The organism is Novosphingobium sp. UBA1939, assembly GCF_002336885.1.
Classification (GTDB): Bacteria; Pseudomonadota; Alphaproteobacteria; order Sphingomonadales; family Sphingomonadaceae; genus Novosphingobium.
Genome location: NZ_DDFB01000109.1, coordinates 36,485 through 62,694 on the forward strand (window position 1 = coordinate 36,485; position 26,210 = coordinate 62,694).

The 26,210-nt window shown below is 65.2% G+C and carries 23 protein-coding genes and 1 pseudogene; 10 read left to right on the forward strand and 14 right to left on the reverse strand.

The annotated features are described in order from the left end of the window. The first annotated feature begins 5 nt into the window (after window positions 1–5). From B3547_RS13765 to B3547_RS13775, 3 genes are all read left to right on the forward strand, one after another. Window positions 6–1,046 carry an alcohol dehydrogenase family protein gene (locus tag B3547_RS13765; protein WP_194920363.1) on the forward strand — a complete coding sequence of 347 codons (1,041 nt, stop codon included), beginning with the start codon at window positions 6–8 and terminating at the stop codon, window positions 1,044–1,046. A 191-nt stretch (window positions 1,047–1,237) separates the two neighbouring features. After that, window positions 1,238–2,350, forward strand: coding sequence for an NAD(P)-dependent alcohol dehydrogenase (locus tag B3547_RS13770; RefSeq protein WP_292964040.1), 1,113 nt, complete (start codon window positions 1,238–1,240; stop codon window positions 2,348–2,350). Window positions 2,351–2,393: 43 nt separating this feature from the next. Further along, window positions 2,394–3,827, forward strand: a complete 1,434-nt coding sequence (locus B3547_RS13775; protein WP_292964042.1) for an aldehyde dehydrogenase family protein — start codon at window positions 2,394–2,396, stop codon at window positions 3,825–3,827. Between the two features lie 59 nt (window positions 3,828–3,886). Here B3547_RS13775 and B3547_RS13780 read toward each other — a convergent pair whose 3' ends face one another. Next, the gene (locus tag B3547_RS13780) at window positions 3,887–5,428 is read right to left on the reverse strand and encodes an acetyl-CoA acetyltransferase (RefSeq protein ID WP_292964044.1); all 1,542 of its coding nucleotides are present in this window, start codon (window positions 5,426–5,428) and stop codon (window positions 3,887–3,889) included. 171 nt (window positions 5,429–5,599) lie between these two features. Between B3547_RS13780 and B3547_RS13785 the strand changes: the two genes are divergently transcribed. After that, complete coding sequence (locus tag B3547_RS13785; RefSeq protein WP_292964046.1) at window positions 5,600–6,550, forward strand: rhodanese-related sulfurtransferase; 951 nt, start codon at window positions 5,600–5,602, stop codon at window positions 6,548–6,550. Next, a complete protein-coding gene (locus B3547_RS13790; RefSeq protein WP_125955161.1) occupies window positions 6,547–7,611 on the forward strand; it encodes an AI-2E family transporter in 1,065 nt (354 codons plus the stop codon). Before B3547_RS13785 ends, B3547_RS13790 begins: the two co-directional genes overlap by 4 nt. A 9-nt stretch (window positions 7,612–7,620) precedes the next feature. Here the strand turns inward: B3547_RS13790 and B3547_RS13795 are convergent, their stop codons facing one another. Further along, entirely contained in the window at window positions 7,621–8,376 is a 756-nt protein-coding gene (locus tag B3547_RS13795) for a TSUP family transporter (RefSeq protein ID WP_194920370.1), read from the reverse strand. A gap of 93 nt (window positions 8,377–8,469) precedes the next feature. Between B3547_RS13795 and tgt the strand changes: the two genes are divergently transcribed. After that, window positions 8,470–9,594, forward strand: a complete 1,125-nt coding sequence (tgt, locus tag B3547_RS13800) for a tRNA guanosine(34) transglycosylase Tgt (protein ID WP_292964051.1) — start codon at window positions 8,470–8,472, stop codon at window positions 9,592–9,594. An 87-nt stretch (window positions 9,595–9,681) separates the two neighbouring features. Further along, entirely contained in the window at window positions 9,682–11,673 is a 1,992-nt protein-coding gene (locus B3547_RS13805) for an alpha/beta hydrolase family protein (protein WP_292964053.1), read from the forward strand. Window positions 11,674–11,686: 13 nt separating this feature from the next. On the opposite strand, the gene B3547_RS13810 is transcribed toward B3547_RS13805, so the two are convergent. Next, window positions 11,687–11,884: a hypothetical protein gene (locus B3547_RS13810; RefSeq protein WP_124808795.1), complete on the reverse strand. Its 198-nt coding sequence runs from the start codon at window positions 11,882–11,884 to the stop codon at window positions 11,687–11,689. A 183-nt stretch (window positions 11,885–12,067) separates the two neighbouring features. After that, window positions 12,068–12,679, reverse strand: coding sequence for a 30S ribosomal protein S4 (rpsD, locus tag B3547_RS13815; protein WP_124808796.1), 612 nt, complete (start codon window positions 12,677–12,679; stop codon window positions 12,068–12,070). Between the two features lie 245 nt (window positions 12,680–12,924). Here rpsD and B3547_RS13820 point away from each other — a divergent pair, with 245 nt between their 5' ends. Then, window positions 12,925–13,245: a chorismate mutase gene (locus B3547_RS13820; RefSeq protein WP_292964056.1), complete on the forward strand. Its 321-nt coding sequence runs from the start codon at window positions 12,925–12,927 to the stop codon at window positions 13,243–13,245. A gap of 18 nt (window positions 13,246–13,263) precedes the next feature. On the opposite strand, the gene B3547_RS13825 is transcribed toward B3547_RS13820, so the two are convergent. The 9 genes and pseudogenes from B3547_RS13825 to B3547_RS13865 all read right to left on the reverse strand — a co-directional run bounded on the left by B3547_RS13825 (window position 13,264) and on the right by B3547_RS13865 (window position 23,473). Then, the gene (locus B3547_RS13825) at window positions 13,264–14,019 is read right to left on the reverse strand and encodes an RNA methyltransferase (protein ID WP_292964058.1); all 756 of its coding nucleotides are present in this window, start codon (window positions 14,017–14,019) and stop codon (window positions 13,264–13,266) included. Further along, on the reverse strand, window positions 14,016–14,477 hold the full coding sequence (nrdR, locus tag B3547_RS13830; RefSeq protein WP_124808799.1) for a transcriptional regulator NrdR: 462 nt from the start codon (window positions 14,475–14,477) through the stop codon (window positions 14,016–14,018). Before nrdR ends, B3547_RS13825 begins: the two co-directional genes overlap by 4 nt. A gap of 3 nt (window positions 14,478–14,480) precedes the next feature. After that, window positions 14,481–14,690, reverse strand: a complete 210-nt coding sequence (locus B3547_RS13835; protein ID WP_125955165.1) for a hypothetical protein — start codon at window positions 14,688–14,690, stop codon at window positions 14,481–14,483. Between the two features lie 4 nt (window positions 14,691–14,694). Then, window positions 14,695–15,945 (reverse strand): serine hydroxymethyltransferase, encoded by a 1,251-nt coding sequence (gene glyA / locus B3547_RS13840; RefSeq protein ID WP_292964061.1) that lies wholly within the window; start codon window positions 15,943–15,945, stop codon window positions 14,695–14,697. Window positions 15,946–15,960: 15 nt separating this feature from the next. After that, window positions 15,961–16,398 (reverse strand): ribose 5-phosphate isomerase B, encoded by a 438-nt coding sequence (gene rpiB / locus B3547_RS13845; protein WP_124808802.1) that lies wholly within the window; start codon window positions 16,396–16,398, stop codon window positions 15,961–15,963. Between the two features lie 160 nt (window positions 16,399–16,558). Next, a complete protein-coding gene (locus B3547_RS13850) occupies window positions 16,559–18,883 on the reverse strand; it encodes a TonB-dependent receptor (RefSeq protein ID WP_292964063.1) in 2,325 nt (774 codons plus the stop codon). Window positions 18,884–19,108: 225 nt separating this feature from the next. After that, window positions 19,109–21,018 (reverse strand): annotated as a pseudogene (gene rpoD, locus B3547_RS13855) (RNA polymerase sigma factor RpoD). 45 nt (window positions 21,019–21,063) lie between these two features. Next, the gene (gene dnaG, locus B3547_RS13860; RefSeq protein WP_292964065.1) at window positions 21,064–22,938 is read right to left on the reverse strand and encodes a DNA primase; all 1,875 of its coding nucleotides are present in this window, start codon (window positions 22,936–22,938) and stop codon (window positions 21,064–21,066) included. Between the two features lie 79 nt (window positions 22,939–23,017). Then, a complete protein-coding gene (locus B3547_RS13865; protein WP_124808806.1) occupies window positions 23,018–23,473 on the reverse strand; it encodes a GatB/YqeY domain-containing protein in 456 nt (151 codons plus the stop codon). A 162-nt stretch (window positions 23,474–23,635) separates the two neighbouring features. Here B3547_RS13865 and carA point away from each other — a divergent pair, with 162 nt between their 5' ends. Next, on the forward strand, window positions 23,636–24,805 hold the full coding sequence (carA, locus tag B3547_RS13870; protein ID WP_125955168.1) for a glutamine-hydrolyzing carbamoyl-phosphate synthase small subunit: 1,170 nt from the start codon (window positions 23,636–23,638) through the stop codon (window positions 24,803–24,805). A 29-nt stretch (window positions 24,806–24,834) separates the two neighbouring features. Here the strand turns inward: carA and B3547_RS13875 are convergent, their stop codons facing one another. Continuing rightward, on the reverse strand, window positions 24,835–25,161 hold the full coding sequence (locus B3547_RS13875; protein ID WP_292964069.1) for an endonuclease domain-containing protein: 327 nt from the start codon (window positions 25,159–25,161) through the stop codon (window positions 24,835–24,837). Between the two features lie 123 nt (window positions 25,162–25,284). Between B3547_RS13875 and carB the strand changes: the two genes are divergently transcribed. Then, on the forward strand, window positions 25,285–26,210 hold a 926-nt coding region (carB, locus tag B3547_RS13880; RefSeq protein WP_292964182.1), incomplete at its 3' end, for a carbamoyl-phosphate synthase large subunit.

Sequence of the window (26,210 nt, forward strand, 5' to 3'; positions counted from 1 at the left end):
AGGGCATGAAGGCGCTGCGATACCATGGCGCGCGGGACATCCGGCACGAGCCGATGGATGATCCGGTGCTCGAATCCGATCGCGATGCGATCATCCGCATGGACGCTTGCTCGATCTGCGGCAGCGATCTGCACATCTACCACGGACACGGCTTTTCCGAGGATATCGGCTTCTGCGTGGGGCACGAGGCCGTGGGCGAGGTGGTCGAGGTGGGGCGCGCCGTTTCGCGCGTGAAAGTGGGTGACAAGGTCATGGTGCCGGCGGCGGTGGGCTGCGGCGCGTGCCGGTCATGCCTTGCCGGCAACGTCCTGAACTGCGAATCCGGCCTGGGATCGTGCTACGGCCTTTCCGCGCGGCTGCAGGGCGTGCAGGCCGAAGCGTTCCGGGTGCCGGCGGCGGACATGAACGCGGTGCCCATTCCCGAAGGCGTGAGCGGCGATCAGGCGTTGATGATGACCGACGCGCTGGCGACCGCCTGGTTCGGCGCGCGCAACGCCGATATCCGGCCGGGCAGCGCCGTGGCCGTCATCGGCCTTGGTCCGATCGGCCTGATGGCGGTGGACAGCGCTTTCGTGATGGGCGCGCATGTGGTCTATGCGATCGATCCGATCGCCGAACGGCGCGCGCTGGCCGCCGAAGCGGGGGCGATCGCGCTGCATCCCGATGCCGCGCTGGAAACGATCCGCGAGGCGACCAAGGGGCGCAAGCTCGATTGCGTGGTGGAGGTGGTCGGGTCGGACGCCACGGTCGATCTGGCGCTGCGGCTGGTGGCACGCCGCGGCACGGTTTCGGTGATCGGCGTCCAGCAATCGCGGCGCTATGCCTTTCCGCTGGAGCGCGCGTTTGCCGCCGGGCTGACTTTCCGCATCGGCACCTGCTCCGTGCCCGAGGAACTCCCCGCGCTGTTTCCGCTGGTGCAATCCGGGCGACTGCGGCCGGAGCGCTACATCAGCCACCGGATGCCGCTGTCGCAAGGGTCGGAAGCCTATCGTCTGTTCGACAGCCGGGAAGCCGGCGCGCTCAAGATGGTCCTTGCGCCCGATTGACCTAACGGGGAGACAAACGGGTTGGACGAAATTAACTGATCGATCAAATTGGTCCGTTGGATTGCATGGCATGCTGCCATTTTTCGCAATTCTTGCTGCGCCGGTTGTTGGGGCCAGCCCATGCGTTCACCGAAGCGGATTGCCGGGACTTCAGGAAATGAACGGCGCGGAAAGATGATGAGGAGAGCCTGATGACTGTCTGTACCGCCGCCGTTGCGCGGGCCGCCCATGCGGATTTCACGCTCGAACAGGTCACGGTCGAAGGGCCGCGCGCGGGCGAGGTGCTGGTGCGGATCGCCGGTGTCGGCCTGTGCCACACCGATCTTGTCTTCCGCGACCAGTTCGATGCGTTCGCCAAGCCTGCCGTGCTGGGCCATGAAGGCGCCGGCGTGATCGAAGCCGTGGGCGAGGGCGTCGATGGCCTGGCCGTGGGCGACCGCGCGGTGCTTGGCTTTTCGAGCTGCGGCAACTGCGCCCGCTGCGCCGAGGACTTGCCCAGCTATTGCGTGCAATTCGTGCCGATGAACTATGCCGGGATGCGGCTGGACGATGGTTCCACCGCCTATGCCGGCGCGGATGGCGCGCGTGTGTCGTCGCACTTCTTCGGCCAGTCCGCGTTCGCGACGCTGGCGGTCACGCGCGCGCGCAATGTGGTGAAAGTCGGCGATACGGCCGTGCCGCTGGAACTGCTGGGGCCGCTGGGCTGCGGCTTCCAGACCGGCGCGGGCGCGGTGATGCGGTCGATGGCCTGCCCCGCCGGTTCGTCGCTGATCGTGTTCGGCGGCGGACCCGTGGGGCTGGCCGCCGTGATGGCCGGGCGGATACAGGGCTGCTCCACGATCATCCTGGTCGAACCGATCGCCGCGCGGCGCGCCATCGGGCTGGAATTCGGCGCGACGCATGTGATCGATCCGGCCGCCGGCGATCTGGCGGCAGCCATCCGCGCGATCCTGCCGCTGGGCGTGGACTATGCGCTCGATACGTCGGGCAATGTCGGCGTGATCGAGACGGGACTTGCCAACCTAGCCCCGCACGGGATGATCGGCTTGGTCGGCGTGCCCAAGGACATGACCGCCGCGATCAGCGTGAACATCGCTGCGCTGATGACACCGGGCCTGCGCATCATCGGCATCATCGAAGGCGACAGCACGCCGCAGGATTTCATTCCGGAACTGCTGGCGCATCACGCTGCCGGCAATTTCCCGTTCGATCGCCTGATCCAGACTTTCCCGCTGGCGGAAATCAACGAAGCCATTGCGGCGCAGGCGCGCGGGGAATGCATCAAGGTGGTTCTCGTTCCCTGATTGCCGGGCCGCTCCCGCACAGACCCCAGTGAAAGGCACAGCCATGGAATTCAACGGTACTTACAGGATGCTGATCGGCGGCGAATTCGTTGCTGGCGGCGCCACGTTCGATGTGATCAATCCCGCGACCGAGGAAGCGATCGCCAGCGCGCCGGATGCGACGCAGGCCGATCTCGACGCGGCCGTGGCGGCGGCGCGCAAGGCGTTTCCGGGTTGGGCCGCGACGCCGATCGAAGAGCGCAAGGCGAAGCTCAACTCGCTGGGCGATGCGATCTTCGCCAACCTCGATGGCTTCACGCGCCTGCTGACCAGCGAACAGGGCAAGCCGCATCACGAGGCGCAGGGCGAATGCATGGGCGCGGGGTACTGGCTCAAGGCCTTTACCGCGCTCGACCTGCCCGAAACGGTGAACGAGGATTCGGACGAGCGGATCAGCATCACGCGGCACGTGCCGCTGGGCGTTGTCGGCGCGATCGCGCCGTGGAACTTCCCTATGATCCTGGCGATGTTCAAGGTCGCGCCGGCGCTGCTCGCGGGCAATACGATGGTGCTGAAGCCATCACCGTTCACGCCGCTGAGCACGCTGAAGTTTGCCGAGCTGGCGGCGGAAATCCTGCCGGCGGGCGTGCTCAACGTGATTACCGGCGGCGACAGCCTGGGGCCGTGGATGACCGCGCATCCGGGCTTCGACAAGATCAGCTTCACCGGATCGACCCAGACAGGCCGCCGCGTGATGGCCTCCGCTGCGCCCACGCTGAAGCGCGTGACGCTGGAACTCGGCGGAAACGATGCCGCCATCGTCATGCCCGATGTGGACGTGGAAAAGATCGCCGAACAACTGTTCTGGGCGGCCTTCACCAACAACGGCCAGATCTGCATCGCCACCAAGCGGATGTACATCCACAAGGACATCTACGAACCGCTGCGCGATGCCATCGTGGCCTATGCGAAGACGGTGAAAGTGGGCGACGGATCGGAACAGGGCACGCAGATCGGCCCGATCAACAACAGCCAGCAATACGCGCGCGTGCTGGAACTGATCCAGGATGCCAGGGACAAGGGCTATACCTTCCTGACGGGCGGAGAGAAGGCCGAGGTTCCGGGCTATTTCGTGCCGATCACGATCCTCGACAATCCGCCCGAAGACAGCCGCATCGTGCAGGAGGAGCAGTTCGGCCCGGTCCTGCCGCTGATCCGGTTCGACGATTACGACGATGTGATCGCGCGCGCCAACGCATCGGACTACGGCCTTGGCGGATCGGTCTGGGGCAGCGACGAGGACAAGGCATTCGAACTGGCCCAGCGTATCCAGTCGGGCACGGTCTGGGTCAACGAAACGCAGCACCTTTCGCCGTTGGCGGCGTTCGGCGGCATGAAGCAATCGGGCGTGGGCGTGGAAGGCGGGCTGGAAGGGCTGCTGGAATACACCGCCACGCAAACGCTGGTGCGCCGCAAGAAGGCTGCGTTCGTTTCCTGAGCCAATATCGGCAATTCCGGAAGGCCGGCCCGCTCCTTGTGAAGCGCGCCGGCCTTTTTCTATTCCGCAAAAACGAACGTGTTGGTCTTTTCGCCAGCCGTCAGCGTGACCCTGGCCCCCAGCGGATCGGTTTCCGCCATGCGCGCCAGCGTGGCGGCGTCGGCCGGGTTGGCGATGAAGCGCGTGCCGCCCGCCAAAGCGCCGATGGCGATGCCCTGCGTGGGCACACCCTTGGTGTGGGCCACCGTGTAGGTTCCGATCGTGCCCGTTCCCTGCGCCTGCGCGGTGATCACGGGTTTGGGCACGGCATCGAGCCGGGCCTGGATGCCGTCCTTTTCGCAGCCGGGCCACGCGCGCGGTTCGCCCGAGAGCACCATGGCCCCGTATTTCGACTGGAAGCCGCCGTTCGCCCCCACGAAGCCGAAGCTCCCGGATTGGCGCCGCAGCCGGTCGACCATGCTGGCGATGGCGTGCATCGAATAGTTGTTTCCGGCGCCGCCGAAATAGGGAAGGCCGCCCGTCACCGTCAGGCCGCGCGGATCGTCTCCCGACAGGCCCAGTCCCTCCGTCGCGGCGGTGAAGACCGGGATCGGGAAGCAGCTGTAGAAGTCGAAGGCGGCCATGTCGGCGGCGGTCTTGCCCGCGCTGGCGAAGGCCGAAGCGATGGCGGCATCGGCGGCGGGATAGCGGTCGAGGGCCGGCCGGTCGAGAAGCTCGCGTTCCACCGCCAGCGCGGCGCCATGGACGAAGATCCAGCGCTTCTCCGGAATGCCCGCCGCGCGCGCCGCGCCGGCCGCCATCAGCAGCACAGCCGCTCCCTGGTTGACCTGGTCGCGCGCCACCAGCTTCAAGGTATAGGGATCGGCGACGGTGCGGTTGCGTTCGCCAGGGGTGGCGATCTGTTCGGCTGTCATCGCCGCGGATGCGGAGCAACTCCACGGGTTGGCGGCGGCGACCTGCGTGAACGGCGCGAACAGCCGCCCCATTTCCCGCGCATAGTCCTCCCGCGACAGGCCCAGCCGCGCGCGCCGCGCGTTTTCGAGCAGCGCATAGGCGATCGGCGCTCCGCGCACGCCGTGGCGCGCCGCGATGGCCGAGAGCATCCCTTCATAGCCGAGGCCCCGGTCGTCGATCGTGCCTTCGTCGTGTTCCGCCCAGTCGCGCGTTTCGCCCCGTCCACTGAGGTGGCGCGTGGTCGAGATCGCTTCCGCGCCGAAGGCGATGGCGGCTTCGGTTTCTCCGGCGAGAATGCGATCGCCCAGTTCCATGACCATCGACACTGGCGTGTCACCGCCCACCTTGCCAAGGATCGCATGGTCTGGCGTGACGCCAAGACGGCGGGCGACGGCAAGCGGGAACTTGTCGGGCTTTCCGAACGGGGAGGGCGCTGCGCCCGAATCCTCGAACGTTCGCACCGCGCCCACCACACGCAGTTGCGGACGCACCAGCGCCGCCGCCGCGCCGCTGTCCGCCACCGCGGCTTCGGCCGCCGCCGCAGCGAGATCGGCGGCGGACAACGCACGATAATCGCCCGCCTCGATCCGGTCGACGACCTGGCCCACGCCAACGATCACCGGTGTCCTGTCGGGTATGGTGCTCATGTCCTCTCCTCATGCCATCCGGGCGGTGGCTTTGCGGTACCGGACCGGAGCGAAGCGGCGCGGTCAAGAGGTGGTGAGTGGGGCCGGCCAAGTTTTCTGTTCCGGCCATGCCGCGCAGGCTATATGCGCCGCTGGAAACCCGCCGAACCGGCGGACGGACGGATCATTCCTGTGACCAACGCATCATCCCCTTGGCGTGTCGCCGCGCTCTATCAGTTCGCACCGTTCCTCGATCCGGAAGCGATCCGCGCGCCGCTGGCGCGGTTGTGCTGCGGGCTGGGGGTGAAGGGCACGCTGCTGGTCGCGCGCGAGGGGATCAACGGCACCATCGCCGGAACGGAGCAGGCGATCGATGCCGTGCTGGCGCACATACGCGCGCTGCCGGGATGCGCCGGTCTGGACGTGAAATTCTCCGAAGCCTCGGACATGCCGTTCTACCGCATGAAGGTGCGCCTCAAGCGCGAGATCGTGACGATGGGCGAGCCGGACATCGATCCGCTGGCGAGCGTCGGCCATTATGTGTCGCCCGAAGACTGGAACGCGCTGATTTCCGACCCGGATACGATCGTGATCGATACCCGCAACGATTACGAGGTTGCCGTCGGCACGTTCGAGCGGGCGATCGATCCACGCACGCAATCGTTCCGCGAGTTTCCCGCCTGGTTCCGTGCCGAACGCGCGCGCCTGCTGGGCCAGGGCAAGCCCCCGAAGGTGGCGATGTTCTGCACCGGTGGCATCCGCTGCGAAAAATCGACGGCGTTCCTCAAGGCGGAAGGCGTGGACGAGGTCTATCACCTCAAGGGCGGCATCCTGAAGTATCTGGAAACCGTGTCCGAAGCGGAAAGCCTGTGGCGCGGCGAATGCTTCGTGTTCGATGAACGGGTGACGGTGGGGCACGGCCTGGTTCAGGGCTCCTACGAACTGTGCCGCGCGTGCCGCCGCCCGATCGGCGCGGCGGACCGGGCTTCGCCGCTGTTCGAGGAGGGTGTCAGCTGCGCCGCGTGCCACGGCGAACGGACCGAGGCGCAGCGCGAGAGCTATCGCGAACGGCATCGGCAGGAACAACTGGCGACACGGCGCGGCTACCGCCACGTCGGCGCGGTGATGGAGGAGCAGGCATGACGCGCCGGGGAACCGAAGCGCGCCGTGCGCGGCTCGTGCTGGTGGCGCTGCTGGTGGCGCTGGCGCTGTGGATCGTGCGCGAATTCCTGCCGGCGCTGGCCTGGGCGGTGATCATCGCGGTGGCGATCGATCCGCTCTATCTGCGTTTGCGCGGGCGCTGGAATGGCCGGATCGCGCGCGTGCTGCTGCCGGCGGCGATCACGCTGGCCGTGGCGCTGGTCGTGCTGGTGCCGCTGCTGTTCGCGATCGGGCAGGCGCTGGCGGAGGCGCGGCAGATCGCGCAGGGTTTTGAATGGGCGAGGAACAACGGCATCGCCCCGCCGGCCTGGCTGGACGGCACGGCGCCGTTCGCGCGGTCGTGGTGGCAAGCCCACCTCGCCGATCCCCATGCGCCGGGATTCGTGCTCGGCCGGATGCTGGACGTCGATGTGGTCATGCATGGCCGGCTCATCGGCAGCAACCTGATGCACCGCGCGGTGGTGTTCGCCTTCACGCTGATGACGCTGTTCTTCCTGTTGCGCGACCGGGATACGATCGTCGAACAGTGCCTTCGCGCCAGCGATCGCGTGTTCGGCCCGGCCGGGGAACGGATCGGGCGGCAGGCGATCAATTCCGTGCGCGCGACGATCGACGGGCTGGTCCTTGTCGGGATCGGCGAAGGCGCGGTCATGACGATCGTCTATTCCGTGCTCGGAACGCCGCACCCGATCATGCTCGGCACCCTGACGGCGGTTGCGGCCACGATCCCGTTCGGTGCGGCGGTGATGTTCGCCGTGGCTGCCGCCTTGCAGATCGCGATGGGATCGCCGGTCAATGCCGGCATCATCGTGGTCAGCGGGCTGATCGTGCTGGCGGTGGCAGACCACCTCATCCGCCCCGCGATCATCGGGGGAGCCACCCGCCTGCCTTTCCTGTGGGTGCTGATCGGCATTCTGGGCGGCGCGGCCACCTTCGGCATCCTCGGCCTGTTCGTGGGGCCGGCGACGATGGCGGTGCTGGTCATGCTGTGGCGGGATTTTGCCGACGGTGCCGGGCAGGGCGGCGAGGCGCCGTCCGAATAGCCGGCCCGCCTACCGCGCGAACCAGCCCCACACCAGCCGCGCTGTCAGCGCCAGGCTTACTGTCACCAGCAGCGGCCGGATCAGCCGCGCGCCAAGCCGCGTCGCCCAGTGCGAGCCCAGCCAGGCCCCGGTCATCGCGCCCGCGCCCATGCACAGGCCCAGCAGCCACAGCACTTGCCCGCCGGACGCGAAGACCACGATGCTGGCGACGTTGCTGGTCAGGTTGAACAGCTTGGTCAGCCCCGTCGCCCGCGTCAGGCCAAGCCCGCGCAGGCCGACCAGCGTGGTCGTGTAGAACTGGCCCGCACCGGGGCCGAAAAAGCCGTCGTAGAAACCCACCGCGCCTGCCGCCGGCAGATAGCCGCGCTCCGAAAGCCGCGCCGTGCTGTCGTGATCGTCCATGCGCGGCGAAAACACGGTATAGAGCGCGATCCCCATCAGCAGCAACGGCACCACCAATCGCAGTACATCGGCATCGAACCGCTGGATCACCAGCGCTCCGGCCAGCGCGCCCGCGAAGATCGCCACCACCGCGGGAAGGTTGGGGCGTATCGCGAACAGCCCGGCGCGGTGATAGCGCAGCGTCGCCATCGCGGTGCCGCAGGCGGATTGCACCTTGTTGGTGCCCAGCACCACGTGCGGTGGCAGGCCGGTGTAGATCAGCGCCGGCATCATGATCAGCCCCCCGCCACCGGCGATGGCATCGACGAAGCCCGTCAGCACGGCAACGGCGGTCAGCGCGGGATAGAGCCAGGGTTCGATCATTTGCGCGCCATGGCGTTTCGCCGTAAGGGCCGCAATCCTCTTTCATCCATCACCGTGCCGGGCATTGCCCGCATTCAGGCCGATCGCTTTGCAATGACCCGTTTTTCGTTCTCGATCCACGCCACCAGCGGCAAGGCGCGCACCGGCGTCATCACCATGAAGCGCGGGGAAATCCGCACCCCGGCGTTCATGCCCGTGGGCACGGCGGCAACCGTCAAGGCGATGAAGGTGGAAGACGTGCGCGCCACGGGTGCGGACATCATCCTGGGCAATACCTATCATCTGATGCTGCGCCCCGGCGCGGAGCGCATGGCGCGGCTGGGCGGGCTGCACAAATTCATGGGCTGGGACCGCCCGATCCTGACCGACAGCGGCGGCTATCAGGTCATGAGCCTGTCGGACTTGCGCAAGATCACCGAGGAAGGCGTTACGTTCGCCAGCCATCTCGACGGATCGCGGCACATGCTCTCGCCCGAACGCTCGATGGAGATCCAGCGCCTGCTGGGGTCCGACATCGTCATGGCCTTCGACGAATGCCCGCGCGCCGATCAACCGCGAGATGTGATCGCCCGTTCGATGGCGATGTCGATGCGCTGGGCCAGGCGCAGCCGCGAAGGCTTCGACAGCGGCGGCGAACATGCCGAAAATGCCGCGCTGTTCGGTATCCAGCAGGGTGCGCTCGATGAAGGCCTGCGCCGGGAAAGCGCCGACGCCTTGCGCGACATCGGCTTCGACGGTTACGCGATCGGCGGTCTGGCCGTGGGCGAGGGGCAGGAGGCGATGTTCGCCACGCTCGATTTCGCGCCCGACCAATTGCCGCAGGATCGCCCCCGCTATCTGATGGGGGTGGGCAAGCCCGACGACCTCGTCGGCGCTGTCGAACGCGGCGTGGACATGTTCGATTGCGTGCTGCCGACGCGATCGGGCCGCAACGGCCAGGCGTTCACCTGGAACGGCCCGCTCAACCTGCGCAATGCGCGTTTCGCCGAAGACACCGGCCCGCTGGACGAACGCTGCACCTGCCCCGTCTGCGCGAAGTACAGCCGCGCCTATCTTCATCACCTGCACAAGTCCGGCGAAATGCTGGGCGCGATGCTGGTGACGGAGCACAACCTCTCGTTCTACCAGCAGCTGATGGCGGGGATGCGGGCGGCTATCGCGGAAGGGACTTTTGCCACGTTCGCAGCGGACTTCCGGCGGAACTATCTTCGAAATTAAACATCCAATTTCGCAGTAAGAGCCTGAACCATTTGAAGTTTCAGTTGGTGTTTGCCATCCTGATCCCGTCAACATGGGGAGAGGGGCATGAATAGTCGACTGGCGGGATGGGCGCAGGCTTTGTTTGCCACTTTAGTGCCTCTGTCCGCCCCTCATGCGCAGTCCCTGGAAGAACTGGCGGCAAGGTTCGGGGCCCGCGAAGGTGTCATGTCGATGTCGCTCGCGCCTGATGGCGCCCATGCGGCGATCATTACGCCCGGCCCTTCGGGCCAGTTGGTCATGGTCATAGATCTTATAGCAGGCGGTGCGCCGAAGCCGATTTTGCGCAGCAGTCAAGCGAGCGAGCAGTTCAGCAGGTGCGTGTGGCCAACGGCAAGCAGGCTGGTCTGTTACGTTTCCATCACCACGAAGCTCACAGACGCGCTTGCACGATACTCCCGCACCATCGCAGTCGATAGTGACGGCAGCAATTTGAAGGTGGTGACCGAGCGGACAAGCAACCGTGCTCTTGGCATAACCTGGAATGGCGGATCGATCATCGATTGGACCGGAGACAAACCGGGCTGGGTGATGATGACGCGCCAGTTCGTGCCGGAAACCGATATAGGCACTCGTATTGCCCAGCGGTATGAGGGCCTTGGCGTAGAATCCGTGGACGTGAATTCGCTGGTGCGGCGGATTGTCGAAGTGCCAAAGTCTGGCTCCGTCGAATATATTACCGACGGGATCGGGCATGTGCGCATCTTGGGGACAGAGGTCAGTGCTTCTGGCCCTTACTCCTCCGGGACTATCGATTATTCCTACCGCAAGGCCGGCGATAGGACATGGTATCCTTTGGGGCGGGTCGATCAGGGGGATGCGGGTCTGGGCAAGGGGTTCAATCCCCTGACTGTCGATCCGGTTCAGGATGTGGTCTATGGTTTTGACGCCGGCCCTTCCGGACGTCAGGCGCTGTATCGCATCAAGCTCGATGGAAGCGGCAAGAAGGAGCTAGTGCTCGGTCGCGATGACGTGGATGTGGACGAACTGATTGTGATCGGTCGTCAAAGGCGCGTTGTGGGGGTGGGTTACGCAACGGACAAGCGGCGGGCTGAGTATTTCGATCCGGCCCTGAAAACGCTGGCGGCGGCTTTGGGCAAAGCGCTGCCAGGCAAGCCGCAGGTCGATTTCGTGAGTGCCAGCGAAGATGAAAGCAAGCTGCTTCTGTTTGCCGGCAGCGATGTCGATCCAGGGCAGTACTATTTGTTCGACAAGGGTACGCACAAGCTGGAATCATTGCTTCCGGCTCGCGGCCAGCTTGAAGGCATGAAGCTGGCGGAAATGAAGCCAGTCACTTTTCCGGCATCGGATGGAACGATGATCCCGGGGTACTTGACGATACCTCCGGGCAGTGACGGCAGAAATCTTCCGGCCATCGTCATGCCGCATGGCGGCCCCAGTTCGCGAGACGAATGGGGATTTGACTGGCTGGTGCAGTTTTTCGCCGTGCGTGGATTTGCAGTGCTGCAACCCAATTACAGGGGGTCCAGCGGCTATGGCGCAGACTGGTACCAGAAAAACGGTTTCCAGTCCTGGCGCACCGCGATCGGTGACATAGACGATGCGGGCAAGTGGCTGGTCAGCCAGGGGGTGGCGGCGCCGGGCAAACTGGCGATTGTGGGATGGTCTTATGGAGGATACGCGGCGCTTCAGTCCGGCGTTGCCGAACCGGGGCTGTACAAGGCGATTGTCGCCATAGCGCCGGTGACGGATCTTGAGCGGCTGCGGCGGGACCACGTCGATTATACGGACTACAAGATCGTGGACAGGTTCATTGGCCATGGCGAGCATGTGGCTTCTGGTTCCCCAGCGCAGAATGCCGCAACCATTTCCGCCCCTGTTCTGCTGTTTCACGGATCGTGGGATATCAACGTCAATGTCGGCCATTCCCGACTAATGGCCGATAAGCTTCGAGATGCCGGGAAGACTGTCGAATATATCGAGTTTCCGGATCTTGATCACCAGCTGGACGATGCCGCGGCGCGCACGAAAATATTGTCCATGAGCGACGCCTTCATCCGCAAGATGCTTAACCGCTAGTCGCCCGGCCTCGTCACGCCGCGATGTCGGCCGTTTCATCCGGCGTGTCGAACGGACGCGTTTCGAGACGGGTGCCGGGGTACTGGTAGAATTCGCCGCTGCGATCCTCGAAAAATCCGGCACCGATCGCGCAGGCCTGTTGCTGCGCGGTCAGCAGGTCGGGGTACCATTTTCCGCATCGGTGCGGGGTGACGAAACGAAACATCGGCATGCCCGGCCAATGGCCGAAGCGCGTTTCAGTTCCGTGATCGAGATTAATCCGGCGCGATCTTGCGACCGGCCGATCTCGCGGGGCGACGAATAGCGCTGATGAAATGTAACGATATGATTTAGAAACAAAAAAGGCGGGGTTGAGCCCCGCCTTTCGTGCTTTTTCGTGCCGAAGCCGGACCGATCAGCGCGAGTAGAACTCGACGACCAGGTTCGGTTCCATCTTCACCGGATAGGGCACTTCATCAAGCGTCGGAACGCGGGTGAAGGTCACCTTGTCGCCTTCGGCAGCGACGTAGTCGGGCACTTCGCGTTCGGGCAGCGCCTGCGCTTCGGCGATCAGCGCCATTTCCTTGGCCTTCTTGCCAAGGCTGACGACGTCACCGGGACGCACGCGGCGCGAGGCGATGTTGCACTTCACGCCGTTGACGTAGATGTGGCCGTGCGAAACGACCTGGCGGGCCGAGAAGATCGTCGGCGCGAACTTGGCGCGATAGACGACCATGTCGAGGCGCTGTTCGAGCAGGCCGATCAGGTTCTGACCGGTATCGCCCTTCATCTTGGCGGCTTCCTGGTAGGTGCGCTTGAACTGCTTCTCGGTCACGTCGCCGTAGTAGCCCTTGAGCTTCTGCTTGGCGCGGAGCTGGATGCCGAAGTCCGACACCTTGCTCTTGCGGCGCTGGCCGTGCTGGCCGGGGCCATAGCTGCGGCGGTTGACCGAGCTCTTGGGACGGCCCCAGATGTTCTCGCCAAGACGGCGGTCAATTTTGTACTTCGATGCCTTGCGCTTCGACATGGCGCAGGTGCCTCCAACTTGCTTGCGCGGATGACCATCATCCGTGCTTCAGACCCGGTACGCACCATTCCGTCAGTTACGGAACGCGGCCACCGCTTCACCGGGGTGCGGGGCCAATCGGACTGGACCGCCGGAAGCGAGCTTCAGCGGAGTCCATGTGAACGGGCGCTAAGAACAGGGCTTTAGTGGTTTGTCAAGGGCAGGTGCCATAGACAGAGCTGGAATTTTAGGTTCAGATGGAATTGATGAGCGAGGGGCCGCCCAATCCTGAGGACTTTGTGACGCTGGACGACGTGTTCAGCGGCATTGATCTTGTCGATCGCCAACTCATCGACCTTCTGTCCCGGCGCTTTGCCTTGGTGCGCGCCGCGGCGAAACTCAACGACGGGCGTTTCAATCTGGATGACGAAGAACGGCGCAGGGCGGTCCTTTCGGCGATTCGCCGCCGCGCGTTCGAGCAGGGCGTGCCGGTGGGGCTGGTCGGCGATTTCTGGGATCGGCTGTTTGACGCTTCGGTCGCGTTCGAGCGCCAGGCGCTCGAACGGTTGCGCGCCGGCAACGAATAGATCCGGGTCCGATACCGCTCAGTCCTTTGGCTCCGGCGTGCGCCGCAGCGCTGAAAGCACGCCGCGCAGGGTGCGGATCTCGAGATGGTTCCAGCCGGGCTTGGTCAGCATGGTGCGCAGCGTGCGCCGCGTGGCCGCCGCCCGGCTCGGCGGCTCGAAATAGCCGCGCGGCTCCAGCATCTCGGTCAGTTGCGCGAACATGCCCTCGAATTCGTCCTGCGGGGCGGGTGGAAGCAGTTCCTCGACCGTCGGCTGGATCAGCGCCGTGTCGTCATCGCTCGCCGGGATATGTTTGGACCATTCGTAGGCGCACAGGATCACCGCCTGGGCCAGATTGAGCGAGCCGAACTCGGGGTTGATCGGTACGGTCAGGATCGCGCGGGCCAGCGCCACATCGTCGGTTTCCAGCCCGGAGCGCTCCGGCCCGAATACGATGGCGCTGCGGCCCGGCGCGGTCGTGATCGCGCGTGCGGCTTCCTCGGGCGTCACCACCGGTTTGGTCACGCCGCGCTTGCGCACGGTGGTGGCATAGACGTGGGCACAGTCGGCCACGGCGTCGGCCAGTGTCTCGAACACCCGCGCCTGTTCCAGCACGATATCCGCGCCCGAGGCCGCCGGGCCGGCCGACGGATTGGGCCAGCCATCGCGCGGCGAGACCAGCCGCATCTCGGTCAGCCCGAAATTGAGCATGGCGCGCGCGGCCTTGCCGATATTCTCGCCAAGCTGCGGACGGACCAGAACGATGACCGGGGGAAGGGCGGCGGGCTGCGTCAATGCGCGCCCACTTCGCGCACGGTGCTGGCGAATTCCTCGAAATCGCGGGCCTCGGTGAAGTCGCGATAGACGCTGGCGAAGCGGATGTAGGAGACGCTGTCGATCTGGCGCAGCCCGTCCATCACCATTTCCCCGATCGCCTTGGAGGGCACTTCGGTGTCGCCCATCGTCTCGATCTGGCGCTGGATGCTCGAAACCAGTCGATCGAGCCGTTCCTGCGGCACGCCCCGCTTGCGGCAGGCGAGGGAAACGGACTGCTCGATCTTGGCGCGGTCGAACGGTTCGCGCCGATCGCCCGATTTTACCACCATGATCTCGCGCAACTGCACGCGCTCGAACGTGGTGAAGCGGGCGCCGCAGCTTTCGCACTGGCGCCGCCGGCGGATCGAGGTGTTGTCCTCGCTCGGCCGGCTGTCCTTCACCTGGCTGTTGTCATGCGCGCAAAATGGGCAACGCATCGGTCAGCGCTTGATCCGTTGCCAGAACGCGATGCCCGCGCCGATGGCGAGGCCGGCGGGCAGGGTGATCACCGGCAGCAGCGCGCCCGCGACGGCGCCGATCCCGGCGCCGATCAGCACGGGCTTGGTCGAAGGATGGCCCATCCCCTGTTTCGCCATGGCGGTGATCTCGTCCCGGGCTCGGCCGACGAGATCTTCGTCGCGGTCGCTCATGGCCTTACAACTCCGGATAGATCGGGAAGCGATCGCACAGTTCGGCCACGCGATCGCGCACGCGCTGTTCGATCTGCCCGTCGCCTTCATCGCCGTTGCGCGCCATGCCATCGACCACTTCGGCGATGAGCTGCCCGATCGTGCGGAATTCGGCCACGCCGAAGCCGCGCGTGGTGCCGGCCGGCGTGCCAAGGCGGATGCCCGAGGTGACGAAGGGCGAGCGCTTGTCGAACGGGATACCGTTCTTGTTGCAGGTCAACCAGGCGCGATCGAGGCCCTTTTCCGCCGCCTTGCCGGTCACGTCCTTCGCCGTCAGATCGACCAGCATAAGGTGGTTGTCGGTGCCGCCCGAAACGATGGCGAGGCCCTGTTCCTGCAACGACGAGGCGAGCGCGCGCGCGTTCGCCACGATCTGGGAGGCATAGGCCCGGAATTCGGGGCGCAGCGCCTCGCCGAAGGCAACCGCCTTGGCCGCGATCACATGAACCAGCGGGCCACCCTGCATGCCGGGGAACACCGCCATGTTGATCTTCTTGGCGATGTCCTCGTCATTGGTGAGGACCACGCCCGAACGCGGGCCGCGCAGCGACTTGTGCGTGGTGGTGGTGACGACGTGCGCGTGCGGGAAGGGCGAGGGGTGCGCGCCGCCGGCGANNAAGCGCGGGAAATCCCACACGCGCGAATAGGCGGTGCCGCCCGCGATGATCAGCTTCGGCTTGTGTTCGCGGGCAAGGCGGGCAACCTCGTCCATGTCGATCAGGTGATCGTCCTCGCGCACGCCATAGGGGATCGGCTTGAACCACTTGCCGCTCATGTTGACGGGCGATCCGTGGGTCAGGTGGCCGCCCGAATTGAGGTCCAGTCCCATGAAGCTGTCACCCGGTTCCAGCAGGGCGAGGAACACGGCCTGGTTCATCTGGCTGCCCGAATTCGGCTGCACGTTGGCGAACTGGCAGCCGAACAGCTTCTTCGCGCGTTCGATGGCCAGTGTTTCGACCACGTCGGCGTATTCGCAGCCGCCGTAATAGCGCTTGCCCGGATAGCCTTCGGCGTACTTGTTGGTGAACACCGAACCCGTGGCTTCGAGCACCGCAAGCGAGGTGATGTTCTCGCTGGCGATCAGTTCGATCTTGGTCTGCTGGCGCTTCAGTTCGCCCCGGATCGCGGCGTAGACTTCGGCATCGGCGCTCTCAAGGTGTTCGGTAAAGAAACCCGAGGAGCGGATTTCCGAAGTCGCGGTGGCGGCATTGGTCATCTGGTCGTCTCCTCTTCAGACCTGGGGATGGGAAAGCTTGTCGACGCGGCCGGCATGGCGGCCGCCGCCGAATTCGGTGGACAGGAACGCATCGAGGCAGGCCTTGGCCATGTCGACGCCGGTGAGGCGCGCGCCCATGGCGATGCAGTTGGCATCGTTGTGTTCGCGTGCCAGCGCGGCGGACAGCGGCTCGGAAACCAGCGCGCAGCGGCAGGCGGGATTGCGGTTCACCGCGATCGAGATGCCGATGCCCGAACCGCACAGCGCCACGCCGAATGCGGCGGTGCCATCGGCGACCACCGAGGCCAGCTTGTAGCCATAGTCGGGGTAATCGACGCGATCGGCCGTTTCCGGGCCAAGATCGGCGACTTCGTGGCCCAGACCGATCAGATATTCGCGCAGTTCCGCCTTGAGGTCGAACGCGGCATGATCGGAAGCAATGGCTATGCGCATGGGATTTTGCGTTTCCGGCTGTCCTTGGAGGGGATTCTGCGCCCCCTTAGGCGCATTGCGCCAACGATGCCAGATCAAACGCCGTGCAATGCCCTATTGTCCGTATTTGCGGGGCGCCCTTGGGGCGCCCCGCCTTGCATTGCATCGTATCGGGAGCGGATCAGTTGAACGACCCGCTCAGCGTCACGCCGAACACGCGCGGATCGTTGTAGATGCCGGCACGGTAGTTCGAGGTGTCGATAACGCCGACAAGGTTGCGCTTGTCGGTGAGGTTGCGGGCGAAGAAGGCCAGCTCATAGCGCTCGAAAGCCAGACCCGCCTTGAGGCCGAGTTCGAAGTTGCCGTTCGAGGTGTACTCCACCGTCTTGTAGGGCACATACATCGTATAGCCCTGCAGGTTGAAGTCCGCGCCCACGAACGCGCGCAGCTTCTCGTTCAGCGGCAGGTCGTAGCGGCCGCTCACGTTGAGGTTGAAGTCAGGCGCGTTGGGCAGCGGGTTGCCGTTGATCTGGGCGAAGTAGTTGTTGCCCACGCGCACGGTCGGGTTGAGCACCGTTTCCGAAAGCACGCCGCCGGCCGCGCCAGCCTGCGCATAGACCGACTTGTCCTTGATCTCGGTGTGCAGCAGGCTGAAGCCGATGTTGAACTTCAGGTTGCGGGCCGGCCGCAGCCCCAGTTCCGCTTCCATGCCATAGCCGACAGCCTTGTCGGCATTGAACAGCACGCCGTTGCCGTTGCTGTCGTTGCCGTTCAACTGGATGTCCGAGACCGTGTAGTAGAAGCCGGTCAGATTGAACGTCAGGGCGTTATCGAGCCAAGCGCTTTTCACGCCCGCTTCCCAGGACGTGTTCTTTTCCGATTGCGCCGTGGAGAAGGGCGAGTTGAACACGGCAGAGCGGCCCTGAATGGTCGGACCACGGAAGCCGCGCGCGACACGGGCGAACAGGCTGAGATCCGGCGTGGCGCGATAAAGCAGGCTCAGGTCGAAGCTGGGCTGCGTGTCGGAAAGGCGCACCTTGCGCGCCGCGGTTGCCGGGAACGTCACCACGCCAGCCACGGTATCGGCGGTCTTCAGCAGTTCGGTGGTCTTGGTGTCGTTCGTCACGCGCACGCCGCCGGTCACGCGCAGCTTCTCGGTCAGGTCGTAGCTAGCCTGGCCGAACAGGCCCCAGCTGGTGTTGACGTTGTGCAGAAGAACCCAGTTGTTCGGGTTGGGCGTGGTGCCCAGCGCATTGCTGGTCAGGAAGTACGCGCGCTGATCGAACTCGGTCATATCGCGCGAATCGAAGTAGATGCCCCCGATCTGCCACTTGAACCGGCCACTATCCGGGCTGGCGAGGCGCAGTTCCTGCGACCACTGGTCCAACCCGCGCAGCACCCCGCGCGACTGGCCGCAACCGGCCGCGCAATAGTTCGGGGCGGTGCCGCCGAAATCGGCCGCGGCGCCGCCGTCGGTGTCGCCACGGCTATAGCCATGAGCGTTTTCATAGGCGGTGATCGACGTCAGCGTGATGCCGCCGAAATCGTAGATCGCCTTCAGCGATGCGCCCTTGGTCTTGTAGGCCTGCGGGTTGTTCTGCGCTTCGTCATAGGAAACCTTCGTCAGGTCCAGCGTATCCGGCACGGCGCGCACGCCCTGCTTGATGGAGCCGCGATAGAAGATCGACGCGGTGCCGTCGTAGTCGCGATAGTGACCGGACAGGCGCAGGGTCAGCGCGTCCGAAGGCTTTGCCTCGATCTGCAGGCGCACGTCGCGCTCGTTGAAGCCGCCCATCACATTCTTGCCGGGGACGGTGCCATCGTCGCTGGGGCCGGTGTAGGTGTTGCTGATCCAGTTGTCGCGATGCTGGTAAAGGCCGGACAGGCGGAAGCTCAGCGTGCCGCTGCTGTTGAGCGGGCCACCGACGCCGGCATCGATGTTGACGCTGTTGCGGCTGCCCCAGCTTGCGGACCCCTGGCCGCGCCAGGTAGCGGACGGCTGCACCGTATCGAACTTGACGATGCCGGCGGTGGTGTTGCGGCCGAACAGCGATCCTTGCGGCCCGCGCAGCACTTCCACCTGATCGATGTCGAAGGCCGGCGTGGACTTGAGCACGACATGCTCGGCCACCACGTCGTCCTGGATGATCGACACCGGCTGCGACGCGCCCAGATAGAAGTCGATGTTGCCAAGGCCACGGATGTAGAACCGCGGAAAGATGCGGCCCGTGGTCGATTCAACGTTGAGGCTGGGGACGCGGCCCGCCAGCGAAAGCAGGGTGTCGGCACCGCCGGCCTGGATGTCGTGCAGCATTTCGGGCTTCATGACGGCAACGGAAACCGGCACGCTCAGGATGTTCTCCTGGCGGCGTTGTGCCGTGACGACGATCGTGTCGGACGATTCCGCCGCTTCGGCGTCAGCCGCCTGGGCCTGTGCCATGGCGGGAGCCACGGGCAGCAGGGCGGTTCCCGCGAGAAGCGCGGAGGCTAAAGATGCGATACGCATTGATTGATTCCCTCATGAGGTGGGATGACGGTCCCTTGCCGACGGCTGCTGCGGTTAAACCCGTCATATTTCAACCTTGTTTCGGCGGGGCCGGTATCGCCTGAAACGAATCGGGCCAGGGTGTCGCATGGGGGCAACAACCCCAGAGAACCCCATCCCCCAAAATGCGAAAGGGCGCCCCGACGGATCGGGACGCCCTTTTCGGCTTTGCCGGGATGCCGGCCGTTACTGATCCAGGAACGAGCGCATCTTCCTCGAACGGCTCGGGTGCTTCAGCTTCCTCAGCGCCTTTGCCTCGATCTGGCGGATGCGTTCGCNNTCCTCGCGCGGGGTCAGGCTGGCCAGCACGCGGGTAACGGTTTCCTTGAGGTTGGACTGGATCGCGGCGTCCACCGGGATGATCGCGTTCTTGTCCTCGATGAAATCGCCCAGGTGGCTGTCTTCCTCGTCGCCGATCGGCGTTTCGAGGGAGATCGGCTCCTTGGCGATCTTCATCACCTTGCGCACCTTCTCCAGCGGCATGGAGAGGCGTTCGGCCATTTCCTCGGGCGTGGGCTCGCGGCCCTGCTCGTGCAGGAACTGGCGGCTGGTGCGCACCAGCTTGTTGATCGTCTCGATCANNGGATGGTGCGCGCCTGATCCGCGATCGAGCGCGTGATCGCCTGCCGGATCCACCAGGTCGCGTAAGTCGAGAACTTGTAGCCGCGCCGGTATTCGAACTTGTCGACCGCCTTCATCAGGCCGATGTTCCCTTCCTGGATCAGGTCGAGGAACTGCAGCCCGCGGTTGGTGTACTTCTTGGCGATCGAGATCACGAGGCGGAGGTTGGCTTCCACCATTTCCTTCTTGGCGATGCGCGCTTCGCGCTCGCCCTTCTGGACCATGTTCACGATACGGCGGAATTCGCCCAGCGACATGCCGGTGGCGGCCGCGATGTCGGCGATCTCGGCGCGAATGCGCTCCACCGCCGAACCTTCGTTGGCAGCAAACGCGGCCCACTTCTTGTCGCGGCCGGCCAGCGATTGCAGCCAGCCGTCGTCGAGTTCGCGGCCGACGTAGTTATCGAGGAAATCCTTGCGAGAAACCTTGTGGCGTTCGGCCAGGCGCAGCATCTGCCCGCCCAGCGCCGTCAGGCGGCGGTTGAACGCATAGAGGTTGTCGACCAGGTATTCGATCTTGCTGGCGTGGAACTGCACGCTTTCGACCTGCGCGGTCAGATCCTCGCGCAGCTTCTGGTACTGCGATTCCTTCGCCGCCGGAAAATCGTTGCCGATCGCCAGCACATCGAGCCGTTCGGCCTGGATCTTCTCGAAGCGGCGGAACAGGTCGGTGATCTCGGCGAAGCGCTCAAGCGCGGCCGGCTTTAGCTGCGCTTCCATCTGGGCGAGGCTGAGGGTGTTGTCCTCTTCCTCTTCCTCCACCGGACGCGCGCGGCGTTCGCGCAGTTCGTCGTCCTCGTCGCCGTCGGCCGGTTCTTCTTCCTCGACTTCGTCCTCGTCCTTGAACGAGGGGCCGGCCGTGGCTTCGCTGATTTCGCCGTCGGCTTCCTCGCCGTCCTCGGAGAGGTTCTCGGGCTGCGGTTCCTTGGACAGCATCGCGTCGAGATCGAGAATCTCGCGCAGCTGCATTTCGCCCGCGTTCAGCGCTTCGGACCACTGGATGATCGCATGGAAGGTGATCGGGCTTTCGCACAGGCCCATGATCATGGTGTCGCGGCCGGCTTCGATGCGCTTGGCGATGGCGATTTCGCCTTCGCGGCTGAGCAGTTCCACCGCGCCCATTTCGCGCAGGTACATGCGCACCGGATCGTCGGTACGCTCGACGGTTTCCTTGCGCTTGATGATGTCGGGCCGGTCCTCGACCGGATCGACGTCTTCCACGTCTTCCTGCTGGTTGTCTTCCGGATCGACCGCGTCCTCGTCGCTTTCGACGATATTGACGCCCATTTCCGAAATCGCGGCCATGATGTCCTCGATCTGCTCGGAAGACATCTGGTCCTGAGGCAGCGCCTCGTTCAGCTCGTCGTAAGTGATGATGCCACGGCGCTTGGCGCGCGCGATGAGCTTCTTGATGGAAGCGTCATTCAGGTCGATCAGCGGCGCATCGCCGCTATCGGTCTTGTCGTTGGATGCCATTGAACCCCGATACCACTTTGTTCGAGCTGCCGTTGCGTCTTACAATTATAACGAAGCACGAACGCGACCCATTTGCCCCAACCGGGCAAACAAGGCCAGCCTTCGTTCGCGCAAACGTTCTTTTTCTGCTTCGGTTTCGGGGGTAAGTTCGGCCTGATAGCGCCGATTGGCCTCTTCCAGCGCCGATTCCACCTCCGGAAGCTCCACCAGAAGCGCAATCGCGTCGGCCAATTCCCCGGCGCTGCCTTCCCGCTTCGCGAGAAAGCCGAATCGAATCTCACCAAAATCCGTTGCGGTCGGCGTGCGCAGACGCCGCTGGTGCAATATGGCCCGGATATGTTCGCTTTCAAGAGCGGCGCCCGATGGGCCGGCCGAATCGGCCAGCACCAGCAAGGCATCGAGCGTGGCCGCCATGTCCGCTTCCGCCGGATGCAGCCGCGCAAGGCTTTCGGCATGGGCGGCGATCAGGTCCGGCTGTTCGACCAGCCCCGCGATCACCGCCGCGATCAGCCGGTCGCGCGTGCCCACCCGCTGTTGCAAGCGGTTCGTCTGTTCGGCGGGCAAGGGCGGCGGCGCGGGTTTCCACGGCTGGCCTTTGCCGCGCGGCGCGGCTCCACCGCCCTGGCGGGGCTGGAACGGCGCGCGTTCCTTGCGGGCGAAGGCGAGTTCGCCGAACCGCTCGTTGAGATCGCGGCGGTAGAGCGCCTTGATGTCCGGGTGCTGGATGGTGTCGCAATGCGCCATCAGCCGCGCCTTCAGCCCGGCCTTGTCCTCCGGTGTCGCCAGCGGCAGGGCATCGCGCTCGGCGGCCCACAGCACGTCGATCAGGCTGCGCGCCTCGCTCAGCAAAGCTTCCATCGCTTGCGGCCCGTCGCGCTTCACCACATCGTCCGGGTCCATGCCGCCGGGCAGGGTGACGATGCGCAGGCTGTGGCCGGGGCGGAGCAGGGGCAGGGCGCGGGTGATCGCGCGCATTGCCGCGCGTTGTCCCGCAGCGTCGCCATCGAAGCACAGCGTCGGACATTCGACCACGCGCCACAGCCGTTCTATCTGGTGTTCCGTCAGCGCGGTGCCCAGCGGCGCGACCGCCTCGGCGATCCCCGCCGCCGCCAGCGCCACCACGTCCATGTAGCCTTCGACGACGACGATCCGCCCGGCATTGCGCGCGGCCGGCGCGGCGCGGTGCAGGTTGTAAACCGTGCGTCCCTTGTCGAACAGCGGCGTGTCGGGCGAATTCAGGTACTTGGGCGCATCTGTTTTTTCGGCGCTGAGGATGCGCCCGCCAAACGCGATCACCCGCCCGCGCGGATCGAGGATCGGCAGCATCAGCCGGCCCCGGAACCGGTCATAGGGATCGCGGCCTTCCACCACGATGCGCAGGCCCGCCTCGATCAGCATGGCATCGGGGAAGGCGGAAAGCGCCTCCTTCAGCGCGGTGCGGCTGTCGGGCGCGAAGCCGAAGCCGAAATCGCGCACGATCCGTTCGGGGAATCCGCGCGAGGCCAGATAGCGCCGCGCGTCCGCGCCACGCTCCTCGTGCAGGCTGCGCGCGAAGAAATCCTGCGCCGCCGCCATCACGTCGTGCAGCGATTTCTGCTGCTCCGCGCGCTGGGCCATGCGCGGATCGGGCGCGGGCACTTCCATGCCCGCCTCGACCGCCAGTTCCTTCACCGCATCCATGAAGGGCAGGCCCTGGTGGTCGGTCATCCAGCGGATCACGTCCCCGTGCGCGCCGCAGCCAAAGCAGTGGTAGAAGCCCTTTTCGTCGTTGATCGTGAAGCTGGGCGTCTTTTCGTTATGAAACGGGCAGCACGCCTTGAACTCCCGCCCCGCCTTCTGCACGCGCACCGTCCGCCCGATCACGCCCGAAAGCGAAATGCGGGAGCGCAGTTCGTCCAGCCATTGCGGGGATAGGCTCATGCAGCGCCTCCGCCGCGACGGGGGCGAGTCCACAAACTGCCCTCCCGCCTGCGGGAGGGAGCGGGAGGGCAGTTTTGTGTCACCCCGCCAGCGCCGCTTTCACCAGCCCGCTGGCCTTGCCCATGTCGAGCTGGCTGCCGTGCTTCGCCTTGAGCGCGGCCACCACCTTGCCCATGTCCTTCATGCCGGCCGCGCCGGTTTCGGCGATGATCGCGGCGATCGCGGCCTTCGCGTCATCGTCGCTCAACTGCGCGGGGAGGAATTCCTCGATCACCACGAGTTCGGCTTTCTCGACCTCGGCCAGTTCCTGCCGGCCGCCCTGTTCGTAGAGCGTGATCGATTCGCGGCGCTGCTTGGCCATCTTCTGCAGCACGTCGACCACGATCACGTCGTCGTCGGGAACGGTGGCGGCGGTGCGCAGTTCGATGTCCTTGTCCTTCAGCTTGGCAAGGATGAGGCGGACGGCGGCCAGGCGGGCCTTGTCGCCCGCCTTCATGGCAGAAACCTGCGCGGCCTTGATCGAGTCGCGGATCATGATGTCTGTACGTTTCCTGTGGATGGTCGCCGCAAGCCGGCGGAAGAAACGCATGTAGGATAAACTTTCTCAATCCGCTAGGTTGACGGTGCGGCGTGGCAGGTCTAGCGGGCGAGCCTTAGCGACATCGTCAGAACCCTTACCAACGGAGCGCCCCACATCATGGCCGACCCCGCACTTTCGCACGCGCCTCAACCAGAAGGTGCGACGGGAGTCCTCGTGCTTGCGGATGGATCGGTCGCGTGGGGACGAGGCTTTGGCGCGGTCGGCTCGGCCGTGGGAGAGGTGTGCTTCAACACCGCGATGACCGGCTATCAGGAAGTGATGACCGATCCGTCCTATGCGGCGCAGATCGTCACCTTCACGTTCCCGCACATCGGCAATGTCGGCACCAATGCCGAGGACATGGAAAGCCATGACGTGCCCGGCGCGGTGGGCTGCGTGGTGCGCGAGGACGTGACGGCACCCGCCAGCTTCCGCGCGCAGGGCACGTTCCCCGCGTGGATGGAAAAGCACGGCAAGATCGGCCTGGCCGGGGTCGACACCCGCGCGCTGACCCGCCGCATCCGCCTGTCCGGCGCGCCCAACGCGGTGATCGCGCACGATCCCAAGGGGCAGTTCGATATCGACGCGCTGCTGGAAAAGGCGCGCAACTGGCCGGGCCTTGAAGGCATGGACCTTGCCCGCATCGTCACGCGCGACGGGCAGGAGGAATGGCAGGGTTCGGTCTGGCGGCTGGGGCAGGGCTATGGCCGGTCCCCGCACGACAAGCGCCCGCACGTCGTCGCCATGGACTTCGGCGCGAAGGACAACATCTTCCGCAATCTGGTGAAGGCCGGGGCCGGGGTGACGGTGGTGCCGGCGGAAACCTCGCTGGAAACGATCCTCTCGCTCAACCCCGATGGCGTGTTCCTCTCGAACGGCCCGGGCGATCCGGCGGCGACCGGTGCCTATGCCGTACCCGTGATCCAGGCGCTGCTGGAGCGCGACGTGCCGATTTTCGGCATCTGCCTTGGTCACCAGATGCTGGGCCTGGCCGCCGGCGCGAAGACGGTGAAGATGCACCAGGGGCACCGCGGCGCCAACCATCCGGTCAAGCGGCTGGAACAGGGCGTGGTGGAGATCACCAGCATGAACCACGGCTTCGCGGTGGACAACGCCAGCCTGCCGGCGAACGTGATCGAAACCCACGTTTCGCTGTTCGACGGATCGAACTGCGGCATCGCGATTGCGGGCAAGAAGGCGTTCGGCGTGCAATACCACCCGGAAGCCTCGCCGGGGCCTCAGGACAGCTTCTATCTGTTCGAGAAGTTCGTGGGGATGCTGGGATGAACGCCAACGCCTTCACCCCCTCTCACCCTTCAGGGGGAGAGGGTTGGGGAGAGGGGGCTTTCCGGATCCCGCCCCAAGGCCATCAGGATCGTCCGCGCGACGCCTTCGGGATTGGTCATGACGTCCGCGTTAGTGAACCGGAGCACCCGGTAGCCGCGCGCTTCGAGGTCGGCCGTTCGCCGCGCGTCGTAAGCGATATCCGAACCGTGGGTTTCCCCGTCGATCTCGATGACCAGCCGTTCCGAGCGCGCGGCGAAGTCGGCGATGTACGGCGCAAGCACGACTTGCCGCTGAAACTTGAAACCAAGACGGCCGGCGCGAACGATCTGCCACAGCCGGCGTTCCGGCTCGGTCATTTCGCGCCGCAGCTCCCGCGCCCGGGTTCGCGTGCCCTCGTGTCGCTTCATCGTGTCGCAGCCCCCTCTCCCAACCCTCTCCCCCTGAAGGGTGAGAGGGCTTCAATACTGTAAGGCCCTCGCATGCCCAAACGCACTGACATCTCCTCGATCCTGATCATCGGCGCCGGGCCGATCATCATCGGCCAGGCTTGCGAGTTCGATTATTCGGGCACGCAGGCGGTGAAGGCGCTCAAGGAAGAGGGCTATCGCATCGTCCTGGTCAATTCGAACCCGGCCACGATCATGACCGATCCCGAGATGGCGGACGCGACTTATGTCGAGCCGATCACGCCGGCGATCGTCGCCAAGATCATCGAGAAGGAGCGCCCCGACGCGATCCTGCCGACGATGGGCGGGCAGACCGCGCTGAATACGGCGCTCGCGTTGGCGCAGGACGGCACGCTCGAAAAGTTCGGCGTGACCATGATCGGCGCCAACGCCGAAGCGATCGACAAGGCCGAGGATCGCCAGAAGTTCCGCGACGCGATGGACAAGATCGGCCTCGAATCCGCGCGTTCCGGCGTGGCGCACACGGTGGACGAGGCGCTGGCGGTGCTGGAGACGACCGGGCTGCCCTCGATCATCCGCCCCAGCTTCACGCTCGGCGGCACCGGCGGCGGTATTGCCTACAACCGGGAAGAGTTCGTCAAGATCGTGCGCGGAGGCCTTGAGGCCAGCCCGACCACCGAGGTGCTGATCGAGGAATCGCTGCTCGGCTGGAAAGAGTACGAGATGGAAGTCGTCCGCGACCGGAACGACAACGCCATCATCATCTGCTCGATCGAGAACGTCGATCCGATGGGCGTCCACACCGGGGATTCGATCACCGTCGCCCCGGCGCTGACGCTGACTGACAAGGAATACCAGATCATGCGCAACGCATCGATCGCGGTGCTCCGCGAAATCGGCGTGGAAACAGGTGGTTCGAACGTGCAGTTCGCGGTCAACCCGAAGGACGGGCGCCTGATCGTGATCGAGATGAACCCGCGCGTGTCGCGGTCCTCGGC